15 protein-coding genes and 1 tRNA gene are annotated in these 14,207 nt (G+C 74.0%); 10 read left to right on the top strand and 6 right to left on the bottom strand.

Going from position 1 to position 14,207, the window contains the following annotated elements:
• Window positions 1-36: 36 nt before the first annotated feature.
• From ACFY23_RS17880 to ACFY23_RS17870, 3 genes are all read right to left on the bottom strand, one after another.
• Window positions 37-495: a PRC-barrel domain-containing protein gene (locus ACFY23_RS17880; protein ID WP_350684104.1), complete on the bottom strand. Its 459-nt coding sequence runs from the start codon at window positions 493-495 to the stop codon at window positions 37-39.
• A 187-nt stretch (window positions 496-682) separates the two neighbouring features.
• Complete coding sequence (locus tag ACFY23_RS17875; RefSeq protein ID WP_350686874.1) at window positions 683-1,213, bottom strand: carboxymuconolactone decarboxylase family protein; 531 nt, start codon at window positions 1,211-1,213, stop codon at window positions 683-685.
• A 2-nt stretch (window positions 1,214-1,215) separates the two neighbouring features.
• The gene (locus ACFY23_RS17870; RefSeq protein WP_350686876.1) at window positions 1,216-1,776 is read right to left on the bottom strand and encodes a peroxiredoxin; all 561 of its coding nucleotides are present in this window, start codon (window positions 1,774-1,776) and stop codon (window positions 1,216-1,218) included.
• Between the two features lie 338 nt (window positions 1,777-2,114).
• Between ACFY23_RS17870 and cimA the strand changes: the two genes are divergently transcribed.
• Entirely contained in the window at window positions 2,115-3,710 is a 1,596-nt protein-coding gene (gene cimA, locus ACFY23_RS17865; RefSeq protein ID WP_350686878.1) for a citramalate synthase, read from the top strand.
• 106 nt (window positions 3,711-3,816) lie between these two features.
• Here cimA and ACFY23_RS17860 read toward each other — a convergent pair whose 3' ends face one another.
• Window positions 3,817-4,812, bottom strand: coding sequence for an endonuclease/exonuclease/phosphatase family protein (locus ACFY23_RS17860; protein WP_350686879.1), 996 nt, complete (start codon window positions 4,810-4,812; stop codon window positions 3,817-3,819).
• A gap of 358 nt (window positions 4,813-5,170) precedes the next feature.
• Between ACFY23_RS17860 and ACFY23_RS17855 the strand changes: the two genes are divergently transcribed.
• The 7 genes from ACFY23_RS17855 (at window position 5,171) to arfB (ending at window position 10,611) form a co-directional block, all read left to right on the top strand.
• On the top strand, window positions 5,171-5,665 hold the full coding sequence (locus tag ACFY23_RS17855; RefSeq protein WP_350686881.1) for a hypothetical protein: 495 nt from the start codon (window positions 5,171-5,173) through the stop codon (window positions 5,663-5,665).
• Between the two features lie 166 nt (window positions 5,666-5,831).
• A complete protein-coding gene (locus ACFY23_RS17850) occupies window positions 5,832-6,881 on the top strand; it encodes a MoxR family ATPase (RefSeq protein WP_350819136.1) in 1,050 nt (349 codons plus the stop codon).
• A 29-nt stretch (window positions 6,882-6,910) separates the two neighbouring features.
• A complete protein-coding gene (locus ACFY23_RS17845) occupies window positions 6,911-7,894 on the top strand; it encodes a DUF58 domain-containing protein (RefSeq protein WP_350684725.1) in 984 nt (327 codons plus the stop codon).
• Window positions 7,891-8,850, top strand: coding sequence for a VWA domain-containing protein (locus ACFY23_RS17840; protein WP_350684709.1), 960 nt, complete (start codon window positions 7,891-7,893; stop codon window positions 8,848-8,850). Before ACFY23_RS17845 ends, ACFY23_RS17840 begins: the two co-directional genes overlap by 4 nt.
• 43 nt (window positions 8,851-8,893) lie before the next feature.
• Entirely contained in the window at window positions 8,894-9,763 is an 870-nt protein-coding gene (locus tag ACFY23_RS17835; RefSeq protein WP_350684710.1) for a trypsin-like peptidase domain-containing protein, read from the top strand.
• Window positions 9,764-9,873: 110 nt separating this feature from the next.
• On the top strand, window positions 9,874-10,176 hold the full coding sequence (locus tag ACFY23_RS17830; RefSeq protein ID WP_350684711.1) for a hypothetical protein: 303 nt from the start codon (window positions 9,874-9,876) through the stop codon (window positions 10,174-10,176).
• 9 nt (window positions 10,177-10,185) lie between these two features.
• On the top strand, window positions 10,186-10,611 hold the full coding sequence (arfB, locus tag ACFY23_RS17825; protein WP_350684712.1) for an alternative ribosome rescue aminoacyl-tRNA hydrolase ArfB: 426 nt from the start codon (window positions 10,186-10,188) through the stop codon (window positions 10,609-10,611).
• 93 nt (window positions 10,612-10,704) lie between these two features.
• Here arfB and ACFY23_RS17820 read toward each other — a convergent pair whose 3' ends face one another.
• The gene (locus ACFY23_RS17820) at window positions 10,705-11,574 is read right to left on the bottom strand and encodes a 3-methyladenine DNA glycosylase (RefSeq protein WP_350684713.1); all 870 of its coding nucleotides are present in this window, start codon (window positions 11,572-11,574) and stop codon (window positions 10,705-10,707) included.
• A gap of 33 nt (window positions 11,575-11,607) precedes the next feature.
• On the bottom strand, window positions 11,608-12,915 hold the full coding sequence (locus tag ACFY23_RS17815) for a hypothetical protein (protein WP_350684714.1): 1,308 nt from the start codon (window positions 12,913-12,915) through the stop codon (window positions 11,608-11,610).
• Window positions 12,916-13,101: 186 nt separating this feature from the next.
• Here ACFY23_RS17815 and ACFY23_RS17810 point away from each other — a divergent pair, with 186 nt between their 5' ends.
• Complete coding sequence (locus ACFY23_RS17810) at window positions 13,102-13,905, top strand: fumarylacetoacetate hydrolase family protein (protein ID WP_350819134.1); 804 nt, start codon at window positions 13,102-13,104, stop codon at window positions 13,903-13,905.
• Between the two features lie 107 nt (window positions 13,906-14,012).
• Window positions 14,013-14,084 (top strand) — tRNA-Gln (locus ACFY23_RS17805).
• The last annotated feature ends 123 nt before the right edge of the window (window positions 14,085-14,207 follow it).

Here is a 14,207-nt window from a genome sequence, read left to right as displayed (position 1 = left end):
TCCCGCGGGTGGCGGGAGACCGTCGTGTGCCGGTGGCTAGCGGGCGGTGCCGGGCGGGATCGCCGAGTACGTCTCGTCGTAGTAGCCGCCGAGCCGGTCCCGGTAGGTGGGGTCCGTGTCGGCGGTCTCGTCGTACTCCGGGGCGGCCTTGATCTGGTCCTTGCTCCGGTCGACGTGGACCTTGCGTTCGTCGTGGTCGACGTGGTTCACCGTGCCGGCCGGGATCATGACCTTCCGGCCGAAGATCCACGGGCCGGTGTCCACCACCAGGTAGCTGTCGTTGACCTCGTGGCTGGCACTGTCGATCTTGCCGATGCCGCCGTCGGTGGCCTCGACCTTGTAGCCGACCAGGTCGGCGTCGGCCACCCTCGCCGTGTCCCGGTAGCGCCACGGGTCGAACGTGCCGGCGGGCGCGCCGCCGGCGAACTCGCCCTGGCCGCCGCGGCGCACCGGGTCCGGGCTGCCGTGCGTGCTGTGCGGGTCGAGCCTGTCCATGTGACAACTCCTGCCCCGACTGTCGCCAGTCGTCTCGCCTGATCGAGTCCCCGTCCTGGGAGGAGCTACCCGGGCGGTCGCCGCCGGAAACGGCGGTGGGCGGGGGCTGGATGTGGCGGCGAGCCGGTGCCGGAGACGGCGGTGGGCCGGCGCCGTCGTGCGGCGCCGGCCCACCAGGGCGTACGCGTCAGGCGAGCGCGTCCTGGGCGTCCAGGGTGACCGCGGCGGCGTGCACGACGGCGGCGATGCGCAGCCCCTCGTGCACCTGCTCGCGGCTGAAGCCCGCGCCGCGCAGGGTCTTCTCGTGCGACTCCAGGCACACCCCGCAGCCGGTGATGGCCGAGACGGCCAGGCACCAGAGCTCGAAGTCGGCCTTCTCCACGCCCGGCTTGGCGATGATCTGCATCCGCAGCCGCGCCGGGATCGACTGGTACTGCTCGTCGCCGATCAGGTGCTTGGCCCGGTAGTAGATGTTGTTCATCGCCATGATCGCGGCGGCGCCCTTGGCCGCCTCGACCGCCTCCGGCCCGAGGTGGGTGGCCGCCTCCTCGGCGATCTCCCGCAGCACCACCGGGTTGCGCGCGGCGACGGCGCAGGCCAGGGCGGTGCCCCACGCCTGCTCCGGCTTCAGCGTGCTGGTGCCGATGGTGGAGCCGAGGTTGAGCTTGATGTCCTTGGCGTACTCCGGCAGAGCCGCCTTGATCGCGTCCAGACCCATCGTCAGGCCCCGGCGCCGGCGAGCAGCTTGGTGGCGTCCAGGGTCTCGCCGCCCTTGTTCCAGTTGCACGGGCAGAGCTCGTCGGTCTGCAGGGCGTCGAGCACCCGCAGCACCTCGGAGACGTTCCGGCCGACCGAACCGGCGGTCACCATGACGAACTGGATCTCGTTGTTCGGGTCGACGATGAAGGTCGCCCGCTGGGCCACGCCGTCCTCGCCCAGCACGCCGCAGGCGGCGGTCAGCTCGCGCTTGATGTCGCTGAGCATCGGGAACGGCAGCTCGCGCAGGTCCGGGTGGTCCTTGCGCCACGCGTAGTGGACGAACTCGTTGTCCACCGACACGCCGAGGACCTGGGCGTCCCGGTCGGCGAACTCGTCGTTCAGCCGGCCGAACTCGGCGATCTCCGTCGGGCAGACGAAGGTGAAGTCCTTCGGCCAGAAGAAGACGACCCGCCACTTGCCCTCGTGGGACTTGTGGTTGATCGTCTCGAACGCCTTGTCGGCGTCCAGCGACACGCAGGCGGTGAGTTCGTACTCGGGGAAGCGGTCACCGACAGTGAGCACAGGTCCTCCTTGACAGCGGCACGAGGCCGGTAAAACTGGATCGGTTCCAGATACTTCCTCAGCGCTGTTTCCGCCTGGTGGCGGCCGGGTTACTTGTGAAGTGGATCACGAACGTCCGGTTCCGGCCGCGGGCGCGCCCGGGGTGCGCTATTCACCGTCCGTCACCGTCCCGAAATGTGGACTGTTCCTCCCAGAACCAGGGGCCGGGTGGCAGAGTTGTGGTCGTGACCAGCACCCACCTGATTATTCGCACCTAGCGCGCCGGCCTCCCCTCCGCCGAGCGCGCAGACCTCCCGCATCCGCGGGGGGTCTTTTTGTTGCTCTCGAAAGGATCCCTGATGACCTTCCAGGTGTACGACACGACGCTGCGCGACGGTGCCCAGCGCGAGGGGCTCAGCTATTCGGTGGTCGACAAGCTCGCGGTGGCCCGGCTGCTCGACGAGTTCGGTGTCGGCTTCATCGAGGGCGGTTGGCCGGGCGCGGTGCCGAAGGACACGGAGTTCTTCCGCCGCGCGCGCAGCGAGCTGGACCTGAAACACGCGCTGCTGGTGGCGTTCGGGGCCACCCGCCGGGCCGGGGTGCCGGTCGCCGACGACCCGCAGGTGCGCGGCCTGCTCGACGCGGAGACCCCGGCGGTAGCCCTGGTCGCCAAGGCCGACCTGCGGCACGTCGAGCGGGCGCTGCGCACCACCGCCGGGGAGAACCTGGCGATGGTCCGCGACACCGTGGCGCACCTGGTGGCGGAGGGCCGCCGGGTCTTCGTCGACGGCGAACACTTCTTCGACGGCTACCGGTTCGACCCGGCGTACACGGCCGCCGTGGTGGAGACCGCGCTCGCCGCCGGCGCCGAGCGGTTCGTGCTCTGCGACACCAACGGCGGGATGCTGCCCTCCCAGGTGAGCGCCGCCATCGCCGACCTGACCGCCCGGCTGGGCGTCGGCCCGGAGCTGCTCGGCATCCACTGCCAGAACGACACGGCCTGCGCCGTGGCGAACACGATCGCCGCCGTCGAGGCGGGGGTGCGGCACTTCCAGGGCACCGCGAACGGCTACGGCGAGCGCCCCGGCAACGCCGACATCTTCGCGGTGGTCGCCAACCTCCAGCTCAAGCTCGGGCTGCCCGTCCTACCGGAGGGCTGCCTGGGGCAGATGGTGCGGGTCTCCCACGCCATCGCCGAGATCGCCAACATCGCCCCCGACACCCACCAGGCATACGTCGGGGCCGCGGCCTTCGCCCACAAGGCGGGGCTGCACGCGAGCGCGATCAAGGTGGATCCGCTGCTCTACAACCACGTGGACCCACAGGTGGTGGGCAACGACATGCGGATCCTCGTCACCGAGATGGCCGGCCGGGCCAGCGTCGAGCTCAAGAGCCGCGAGCTCGGCCTGGACCTGGCCGGCCATCCGGAGGCGCTGTCCCGGGTGACCCGGAGGGTCAAGGAGCTGGAGGCCGGCGGCTGGTCGTTCGAGGCCGCCGACGCCTCGTTCGAGTTGCTGGTGCGCGCCGAGCTGGACACCGCGCCGCCGCGGCCGTTCACGCTGGAGTCGTACCGGGTGCTGGTCGAGCACCGGGAGGACGGGGCGGTGGTCTCCGAGGCGACCGTCAAGATCCGCGTACGCGGGGAGCGGGTGATCGCCACCGCGGAGGGGAACGGCCCGGTCAACGCCCTGGACGAGGCGCTGCGGGCCGGGCTGGCCCGGCACTACCCGCAGCTGCGCGACTTCGAGCTGGCCGACTTCAAGGTGCGGATCTTGGAGGGCAGCAGCGGCACCGGGGCGGTGACCCGGGTGCTGCTGGAGACCGCCGACCGCACGGGCCGCGACTGGACCACCGTCGGCGTGCACCCCAACGTCGTCGAGGCGAGCTGGCACGCCCTCGTCGACGCCCTCACCTACGGCCTCGACCGCGCCGGGTCTGAGGACGCCCGGGTCTGAGGCGGCCCGGCTCTGAGGCGGGCCGGTCCCGGCGCCGCCGGCCACCGCCCGCCCGGCCGCCGGGCGGGCGCCGGCCAGCCCGGCGGGCCAGGCTGCTTCCGGCGGGTCAGCCGGTCGGCAGGCGCAGCTCGGCCAGGACGGCGCGGTGGTCGCTGCCCGGTATCCCGTGCACGGCCACCGCCCGCACGGCGATCCGGCGGTCGACCAGCACGTGGTCGATCGTCACCGGCGGGATCGGGTCGCCGTCGTAGGGACCCCAGGTGCCAATGAGACCCGCGCCGACCGCGTCGGCGGCGTCGACGTAGCCGGTGGCCAGCAGGGCGCGCAACGGGGCGTGGTCGAGGGTGGCGTTGAAGTCGCCGGCCAGGATCCGCAGCGGCCCGTCCGGCGTCGCGGGCGGCTGCGCGGCCAGGTCGGTGCGCCAGTGACCGACCTGGTCCACCGCGTACGGGGCCGCCGGGTGCACCGACTCGACCCGCACCGGCGGCGCCCCGGGCACCGTCACCGTGCCGTACGCCTGGTCGAAGCCCCACCCGCCACGATTGCGCCGGACGCCGCCCTCGTCGACCGGGAACCGGGCGTAGAGCGCGGAGCCGACCGTGCCCGGCTGCGGGTCGAGGTGCCGGTGGGGGAGCAGCCGGCCCAGGCCGAGCCGGTCCAGCTCCGCCCCGGCCCCGGGGGTGAACTCCTGCACGGTGAGCACGTCGACCCGGTGCCGCTCGACAAGGTCGACCAGCGCCCGCGCGTCGGCCGCCCCGGCGAGGAGGTTGGCGGTCAGCACCCGTACCGTCGGCCCGGCGACCGGGGGCTGCCCGGCGGGCAGGGCCCGGGGCGCGACCGCGGCCACCAGCGTCGCCGTGACCACCGCCGCGACCGCCGCGGGCCACCGGCGCCGCAGTGCGAGCGCGAGCACCAGCGGCAGCAGGCTCCCGGCGGCCACGTACGGGGTGAACGCGAGCAACTGCACCAGTGGCCCGCGTTCCAGCCCCGGCAGCCGCACCGCGGCCCAGGCGGCCCCGGGTGCCACGGCCACCCAGCAGAGCGCGGTGAGGATCCGGTCCGAGCGGGTGCCCACCGGCCGGGGCCCGGTCTGCGTGATCATGGCTGCAGACTACTCGGCGGGTCTCCGTGCCGGGTTGCGGAAATCAGCGGCGAACCCATTTCGCGAATGTGGAAGGGCTCGCTTCTCACGATTTACGGCAGCCCCGTGAAGCGCGATTGCCTATTGACCACCAGCTTTTCGTGATGCTACGTTCCACGTGGTTACGACGTCGACGCTGTGAGTAGTTATCGCAGCTCAGCAAGGGTCTTGCTGGCAAGTCCTCAATTCCCAAGGTGCGATCGGGGCCGTTCTTGAGTCGCCCTTCGGCCGATTATCGCCCCGGAGTCGAAAAGGTAATCATCCGTCCCGCGCGGCGCGGGCCGGTCGTATCACCACGGTCACAAAAGGGAGACCTGTCATGACCTCGATCCTCAGACGTAAGGCGGCGGCGGTGGCGTTCGCCGTCCTGGCGCTCACCCTGGCCGGCGGCGGCGTCGCCGTCGCGAACGCCCCGGACGGGAGCAGTCAGCCCGCAGCCCGCGCCAGCGGCGGCGCCCAGCCGCCGGTGACCGCGGAGTCGGCGCGCAGGGCGAAGGCGGCGCTCGCCGACGGCGCCCAGGCAACCGTCGCCAGCCACTACGTCACCGTCGTCAACGCCAACGGCATCAAGGCCCGCGGCACCGGCTACGTGATCAAGTACGGCGTGGGCCAGTACGAGATCCAGTTCCCCTACGTCGTCACCAGCGGCGTCTACGTGGCCACCATCGGCCGGCCCGACTCCTGCTGCATCCCGCCCGGGGGCGAGGCGGTCGTGGCGCCCCGGCTGTACACGCCGAACGGCGTCTTCGTGCAGACCCGGAACTCGGCCGGCACCCCCGCCGACCTGCCGTTCCACCTCGTCGTACACCTCTGATCCCTGCCGGAGAAGCCGGCCCGCACGCCAGCCGCGCGGGCCGGCTTCTCCGGTTTCGGCCGGGCTGAGTCGTTGCGTACGCCCCACCGCGCTTCGGCGGCGTATGGGCACCGCAGGGCGTGATATTCCGACGTTTGTCCGACGGCCACCACGGGAAGCAAGCACCGTGACGGACATCTCGGACACCCTGGCCAGCGTGCCCAGCCCGGCCGATCCCGACGCGAGTTCCGCCGAGCTGGAACAGATCCTCTTCGAGGTCAAACGCGTGATCGTCGGGCAGGATCGGCTCGTCGAGCGCCTGCTCACCGCCCTCGTCGCCGACGGGCACTGCCTCCTGGAGGGCGTGCCCGGGGTGGCCAAGACCCTCGCCGCGCAGACCCTCGCCACCGTGGTCGGCGGCACCTTCTCCCGGATCCAGTTCACCCCCGACCTCGTCCCGTCGGACATCGTGGGCACCCGGATCTACCGGGCGTCGAAGGAGACCTTCGACATCGAGTTGGGCCCCGTCATGGCCAACCTGGTGCTCGCCGACGAGATCAACCGCGCCCCCGCCAAGGTGCAGTCCGCGCTGCTGGAGGCGATGGCGGAGCGCCAGGTCTCCATCGGCGGGCGCAGCTACGCCGTGCCCGAGCCGTTCCTGGTGCTGGCCACCCAGAACCCGATCGAGTCCGAGGGGGTCTACCAACTGCCGGAGGCGCAGCGCGACCGGTTCCTGATGAAGATCGTGGTCGACTACCCGAGCGACGCCGACGAGCTGGCCATCCTCTACCGGATGAGCGCCGACCGGCCCACCGCCCGGCGGGTGCTCGACCCGCAGCGGCTGCGCGACCTCCAGGCCCGCGCCACCCACGTCTTCGTGCACCACGCCCTCGCCGAGTACGTCGTCCGGCTCATCCTCGCCACCCGCGACCCGGGCCGGTTCGGCCTGCCCGAGGTCGCCCCGCTGCTCGCGTACGGGGCGAGCCCGCGGGCCACGCTCGGGCTGGTCGCCGCCGCCCGGGCCCAGGCGCTGCTGCGCGGCCGCGAGTACGTGGTGCCCGAGGACATCCGCGAGCTGGCCGTCGACGTGCTGGCCCACCGGCTGGTGCTCTCCTTCGACGCGGTCGCCGACGGGGTGTCCGCCGAGTCGCTGGTGCGCCGGCTGGTCGAGGCGGTGCCACCGCCCCGCGTCGCCACCGGCCACCCCGAGTTCGCAACCGACCTGGCGGCGGCATGAGGTGGCGCGGGGCCACCGCGCCGGCGCCCGTGCCGGCCGATCCGGGGCTGGCCGACCTCGCCCCGGACCGGCGGCTGCGCCGGCTGGAACTGACCGTCACCCGGCGGCTCGACGGCCTGCTGCACGGGCGGTACCGCGGCCTGCTCCCCGGGCCGGGCAGCGAGCCGGCCGGCAGCCGGGAGTACCGCCCGGGCGAGGACGAGGTGCGCCGGATGGACTGGGCGGTCACCGCCCGGACCGCCGTTCCGCACGTCCGCGAGGTCGACGCCGACCGGGAGCTGACCACCTGGCTGCTGGTGGACGCGAGCCCCAGCATGGAGTACGGCACCGCCGAGCTGGACAAACGTGAACTGGCCGTGGCGGCGGTGGCGGCGGTCGGCTTCCTCACCGCCGGGGTCGGCAACCGGCTCGGCGCGCAGGTGCTCGGCCCGGCCGGGCTGCGCCGCTTCCCGCCCCGCAGCGGCCGTACCCACCTGCTCGGGCTGCTCCGCGCCCTGCTGACCGCGCCGCGCGCCGGCGGGTACGACGAGCGCCACCCGCCGCCCGGCGGCCCCGACCTGGCCGACGGGCTGGCCGCCGTGCAGCGGGTGGCGCTGCGGCGCGGCCTCGTGGTGGTGGTCTCGGACTTCCTCGACGGCCTGCCCGACGACCCCCGCCACGCGCCGGCCTGGGAGGCGCCCCTGCGCCGGCTCGCCGTGCGGCACCAGGTGCTCGCCGTGCAGGTCACCGACCCGCGCGAACTGGAACTGCCGGACGTCGGCCTGATCACCCTGGTCGACCCGGAGACCGGCCGGACACGGGAGGTGTGGACCGGCGACCTCCGCCTGCGCGAGCGGTACGCGGCCGCCGCCGCCGCCCAGCGCGACCAGGTGGGCCAGGCGCTGCGCCGCAGCGGAGCGACCCACCTGCCGCTGCGCACCGACCGGGACTGGGGCGCCGACATCGTGCGCCACGTGCACGCCCAGCGGCGGCTCGCGGCGGCCCCGGCCGCGGCCCGGGGAGGTGCGGCGTGATCTGGCAGTCACCCGTCCGGCTCTGGCTGCTGCTCGGGGTGCTCGCCCTGGCCGTCGGCTACCTGCTGATGCAGCGCCGGCGCAGCCGGTACGCCGTCCGCTTCACCAATCTGCGGCTGCTCGACCGGGTCGCGCCGCAGCGGCCGACCTGGCGGCGGCACCTGCCGGCCGGGCTCTTCCTCGCCATGCTGGCGCTGCTGGTGGTCGGCTTCGCCCGGCCGACGGCGGAGGTGCGGGTGCCCCGGGAGCGGGCGACGGTCGTGGTGGCCGTGGACGTCTCGACCTCGATGCTCGCCGGCGACGTGGAACCCGACCGGCTCAGCGCCGCCAAGGAATCCGCCCGGCGCTTCGTCGACGGCCTGCCGGACGAGTTCAACGTCGGGTTGGTCGCCTTCGCGGGCAGCGCGGCGGTGCTGGTGCCGCCGAGCACCGACCGGGAGGCGCTGCACGAGGGGGTCGAGCGGCTGGTCGAGGGGGCCACCGGGGTGCAGGGCACCGCCATCGGGGAGGCGATCAGCACCTCGCTGGGTGCGGTCAAGGGCTTCGACAGCCAGGCGGCCAAGGACCCGCCGCCGGCCCGGATCATCCTGCTCTCCGATGGCGCCAACACCTCCGGCATGGACCCGATGGAGGCGGCGGCCGACGCGGTGGCCATGAAGGTGCCGGTGCACACCATCTCGTTCGGCACCCCCAGCGGCACCGTGAACCGGGGCGGCCGGCCGATCCAGGTGCCGGTGGACGGGCAGACCCTGCGCGCGGTCGCCGAGGAGACCGGGGGCGGGTTCCACGAGGCCCACACCAGCGACGAGCTGCGCGCCGTCTACGACGACATCGGCACCTCGGTGGGCTACCGCACCGAACGGCAGGACGTCTCGGCCCGCTTCATCGGCCTGGGACTCGTGTTCGCCATGGGCGCCGCGGCCGGCTCGATGCGCTGGTTCTCCCGGCTGCCCTGACCCGTACGGCCACCGCCGAGAAGGACACGTGAGGAGCGTACGCATGGCAGTGCAGACCGGGTTGGGCGAACCGCGCGGCCCCTGGTTCATCTCGCCGGAGCTGGACCCCGACGGGCGGCCCCGGTGGGACGGGCCCGGGTCGGGTCGTGGCCCCGCCGGGTGGCGCCGGCGCCGGCACGGGCGGCTGCTGGCCGGGCTGGCGGTGGTGGCCCTGTCCACGGCCTCCGGCGCGGTGGCCGGCGGCGTGGTGGCCAGCCGGGACGACGCGCCCGGCCCGGCGGCGGCCTCGGCGGCCCCGGTCCCGGCGGAGCTGGTGACCGCGGCCGAGAAGACGGTGCCGGGGGTCGTCTCGGTGCTCGTGGGGGGCAGCGGCGGAGCCTCGGCGACCGGCTCCGGCTTCGCCGTCGACGACCAGCAGCACATCATCACCAACGACCACATCCTGGCGAAGGGGCGCGGCGGCTCGGTGACGGTGGAGCTGCCGGACGGGCGGCGGTTCGCCGCCGAGGTGGTCGGCCGGGAGCCGCGCAGCGACCTGGCGGTGCTCCGGGTGCCGCCGTCGGCCGGCCTGGCGGCGTTGCCGCTGGCCAAGCCGGGGGCGACCCGGGTCGGCGAGCCGGTGCTGGCGGTCGGCTCGCCGCTGGGGCTCGCCGGCACCGTCACCGCCGGCATCGTGAGCGCCCTGGACCGGCAAGTGCGCCTCGGTGACAACCGGCACACCGCGGTGCAGACCGACGCCTCCATCAACCCGGGCAACTCGGGCGGCCCGCTGGTCAACGCGCGCGGCGAGGTGGTGGGGGTGAACACCGCGATCGCCACCATCGACGGCAACGGCTCCATCGGGATCGGCTTCGCCATCCCCATCGAACAGGTGCAGCAGACCGCCGACACGATCATCGGAAAGGGCGGCTGAGCTGCGCGGACGCCGTCCTCGCGCGGGATGGGAACGTGAAAACTGTCGGATACCCGGCGCGAAATGATCGGACCATGGAAATATTACGCTGAGTGTGGATACTGGCGTGGGTGGAGCGTCCTGTCATCGTGGCCCTCCTGCTGGTGGGCCTGATCATCGGAACCGGTGTCGGGTCGGCGTACGCCCGGGCGCGACGCGGGTGGGCCGACTACCAGACCGTCAAGAAGACCGTGCCCGGTGCCCGGCGCACCGCGTGGCTGCTGATCAAGGTGGCCACCACGAAGATCGGGGTGATCGCCCTGCTGCTCGTCGGGGCGGTCGCGTACGCCGCCGTCGACTCCGACGCCGAGCCCGCCCCAGCCCACCCGACCCCTGGCCCGTCCGCCACCCCGAGCACCGGGCCGGGGCGATAGCCTCGGGGTGTGGACGACGGACTGCGGGTGACCGACGGGTGGGTCGTCCCCGCCGCTGAGCTGCGGGAACGCTTCTCCCGCTCGTCCGGCCCCGGCGGCCAGGGCGTCAACACCACCGACTCCCGGGTCGAGCTGAGCTACGACCTGGGCGCCTCGCCCGGGGTGCCCGAAACGCTGCGGGCGCGGGCGCTGGACCGGCTCGCCGGGCGGCTCGTCGACGGCGTGCTGACCATCACCGCCAGTGAACACCGGGCGCAGCTGGCCAACCGGGAGTCGGCCCGGGAACGGCTGGCCGCGCTGCTGCGCGAGGCGGCGGCCCCGCCGCCCCCGCCCCGCCGGCCGACCCGACCCTCCCGTGGGGCCAAGGAGCGCCGGCTGGCCGAGAAGAAACGCCAGTCGCAGCGCAAGCGCGACCGCCGAGTCGACGGCGACTGACGGACGCCCGCGGCGACCCACGACCGCGGCGAACCACGGGGCAGGGCGACCGACGGGCAGGACGACGGGCGTAGACCCGCCCTGCCTGCGGGTCTACGCCGGCAGGGCATCGAGCAGCCGGGCCCGCAGCGCCGCGGCCCGGTCGGCGAACCCCCGCTGCGCGGCGGCGTACTCGGCCCGCCCCTCCGGCGTCTCCACCCGCACCGGCGGGTAGCCGAGGTCGGCCAGGTCGTAAGGGGAGGCCCGCATGTCGAGCGTGCGGATCTCCCGGGCCAGCTCGAACGCGTCGGCGACCAGCTCGCCCGGCACCAGCGGGGAGAGCTTGTACGCCCACTTGTAGAGGTCCATGTTGGCGTGCAGGCAGCCCGGCTGCTCGTGGGCGTGCTGCGTCTCCCGCGTCGGGGTGAGCACGTTCAACGGCCGGGCCGGCGCGGTGAAGAACCGGTACGCGTCGAAGTGGCTGCACCGCACCCCGCGCTCCTCCACCACGGCCGCGGTCCGCTCCGGGCTCAGCCGCAGCGGCCAGGCGTTGTGGCGTACCTCCGCCTGGGTCTGCCGGTAGACCATGGCCCACTCGTGCATTCCGAAACAGCCGAGGTGCGCCGGCCGGCCGGCGGTCGCCACCAGCAGCGCCCGGATCCACTCGACCGACTCGGCGCGCCGCGTGCGTACCCCCTCGGTGTCGAGGGTGACCCCGGCGGCGGTGGCGCGGTAGTCCCGGCCGAACTCGGCCGGGTCCGCGTCGCGCAGCACCACTCCGGCCCCCGGGTGCCACCGGCGTAGCTGCGCCGGGCGGTGCGAGTAGTAGGTGAAGAGGAAGTCCTCCACCGGGTGCTTCTCGCCCCGGCGGCGGCGCGCCAGGTGCGGGGTGAGCCAGGCGTCGACCCGCGCCTCGTGCGCCCGGCGCCGGGCCCGCCAGCGCGCCGCGTCGAGCACGGCGGTCGGGGCGAGGGCGGCGGTCACGGACCCAGGGTACGACCGCCGCCCCGCCGCCGGTCAGGGCACGTCCACCCGGACCCCGGCGGAGAACACCCCGCTGCGCAGCTCCAACTGCTCCGGCGGCGCCTGTCCGTCGACCGTGAAGACCAGCGGCAGCACCATCCGGCTGCCGCCCGCCATCGGCTGGGCGAAGACGTCCCGGCCCTGGTTGGCGGCCCGGGTGGCCTGCTCGTCGGTGCTGACGAAGTTGCCGTCCGGCAGGTACGCCCGTTGCAGGCGGCCGTGCCAGCTCTGCTGCTCCGGGGTGAGGTTGCGCACCCCGACCGTGGCCTGGCACTGCCGCGCGCCGCGGCCCGGGTCGCACGCCACCCGGAAGACGGTGAACTCGAACGCCGACTCGCGCAGCGGCTCGCCGATCGCGCCGTTGGTGCCCCGGCCGATCCACGCGCCGCTGGTCGGCTGGCTGTCGGTGTCGATGGACGCGACCTCCCGGGTGGCCGTCCAGGCGGCGGTGCCCACCGTGCCGGCCAGCACCGCGGCGGCCACCGGCACGATCAGCCAGACCGACGGCGTACGGCGGGTCTGCGCCGGCCGGGGCGTGGCGGGCCGCGGGTAGACGGTCCCCCGCCCGCCGGGCGAGAGGGCCGTGGCGACGGGCCGACGGCGCCGCCGCCACGTCCAGACCCCGCCGAGCGCGAGCACCGCCACCGTGGCCAGCCCGGCCAGCAGCACCGGCGTCCGACGCCACGCCGGCGTCTCCGGGGTCTCCTTCGCCGCCGCTGGCGCGGCCGCGTTCCAGGTCGCCGTCGCGCAGTCGTACGGCCGGCTGCCGTCGCGGGCGAAGGCGCAGGCCGGCGCGGTCAGCGGGCGGTCCGGGGCGGCCGTCGTCAGCGTCGTGCCCAGGGTGGTGGTGCTGCGCGCGGGCAGCTTGAGCTGCCAGGTCACCTCGGCGGCGGCCTGGCCGGTGGCGCGGGTGGCCCGGCCGCCGGTGGTGATGGCGGTCGCCGAGGCTCCGGGCGGCAGCTCCTGCCGCACGGTGGTGTCCACCGGCGTGTTGCCGGCGTTGCGGACCTGGATCCGGTAGCGCGGCGCCGGCGTGCTCTCCGGTGCCACCGCCACCGTGACCGGCGGCTTCGCCACCGGCGGGGCGGGCCGGGTCGGGGAGGGCACCGCCGGCGGCACCGACGGCATCGCCGGCGCCGGGGTCGGCGCGGCCGCCGGTGGTGGCTGTGGGGCTACCGCCGGTGGTGGCTGCGCGGCCGCCGCGGGTGGTGCCGCCGTGGGCAGTGCCGGCACGGCGGCGAGGATGCCGAGGCAGTGGACGAACACTGCGAGGGCCCTGTGGTGTCGTGTCGATGCAGGCATACGAACCGAACCTCCGGAGCCGACGCTAGGGGCGGGGCGACGCCGGGCGGGTACGAAGTCGCGAAGTCCGCCCCGTGAGGCGGGCCGTGACGTAGGGTGCGCGCACCCCGGGCTGCGGACCCACCACCACGGCGACCCACCGGCAGACCTGGTGGACGCCGGGGGACACCGCACTAGATTGGCCTGGTGCGTATCGCTCGTTTTGCTCATGCCAAGGGAATGTCGTTCGGGGTCGTCGAGGGTGAGCCGGAGGCGGGCCCGCAGGGCCTGACCATCGCCGAGATCGAGGGCCACCCGTTCGGCCAGATCCAGTTCTCCGGCGCCCGCTGGGCTCTGTCGGACGTCCGGCTGCTCTCGCCGATCCTGCCCAGCAAGGTCGTCTGCGTCGGTCGCAACTACGCCGAGCACGCCGCCGAACACGGCAGCGAGGTGCCGAAGGAGCCGCTGCTCTTCCTCAAGCCGTCCACCTCCGTCATCGGGCCCCGGGACGCGATCCGGCTGCCGATCTTCTCCAAGCAGGTCGAGCACGAGGCCGAGCTGGCGGTGGTGATCGGCGCGCCGGGCGCGCGGCGCGCCGACCGGGCCGCCGCCGAGCGGGCCATCTTCGGCTACACCTGCGCCAACGACGTCACGGCCCGGGACCTCCAGCGCTCCGACGGCCAGTGGACCCGCGCCAAGGGCTTCGACTCGTTCTGCCCCATCGGGCCGTGGATCACCACCGGGCTCGACGTGCGGGACCTGGAGATCCGGTGTGAGGTGGGTCGCAACCCCGAGGAGATGGAGGTCCGCCAGCTCGGCCGGACCCGGGACATGGTCTTCGACGTGCCGGCCCTGGTGTCGTACGTCTCGCACGTGATGACGCTGCTCCCCGGCGACGTGGTGCTCACCGGCACGCCGGCGGGGGTTAGCCCGCTCGTGGACGGGGATACGGTCACCGTGCGGATCGAGGGGATCGGGGAGCTGACGAATCCGGTGGTGCCCGTCGCCTGATCCGCGTCGAGGCCCCGTTTCCGCAGGTCACGGGCGGTTTGGGGGGCTCGATTTGGCCTGTCGGCACCGGGAGGGTAGAGTTTGTTCCCGGCGCCGCAAGGGGCCAATGGGGTATGGGGTAATTGGCAGCCCGACTGATTCTGGTTCAGTTAGTCTAGGTTCGAGTCCTGGTACCCCAGCGCAGCCGAGGTTCGAGAGAGCCTCGGGCGCTGGATCTCGCTGGAGAGCATCTCCGGTTCCCGTCTGGGAGTCGGAGGTTCTCTCTGATAGAGTCCAGCGGCGCCGCTCGGGAGAGCGGTGTG

Origin of the sequence: Micromonospora sp. NPDC000121 (assembly GCF_042899165.1) — a bacterium.
In the GTDB taxonomy this organism is placed as follows: domain Bacteria; phylum Actinomycetota; class Actinomycetes; order Mycobacteriales; family Micromonosporaceae; genus Micromonospora.
This window is presented reverse-complemented; position numbering and strand designations above follow the sequence as displayed.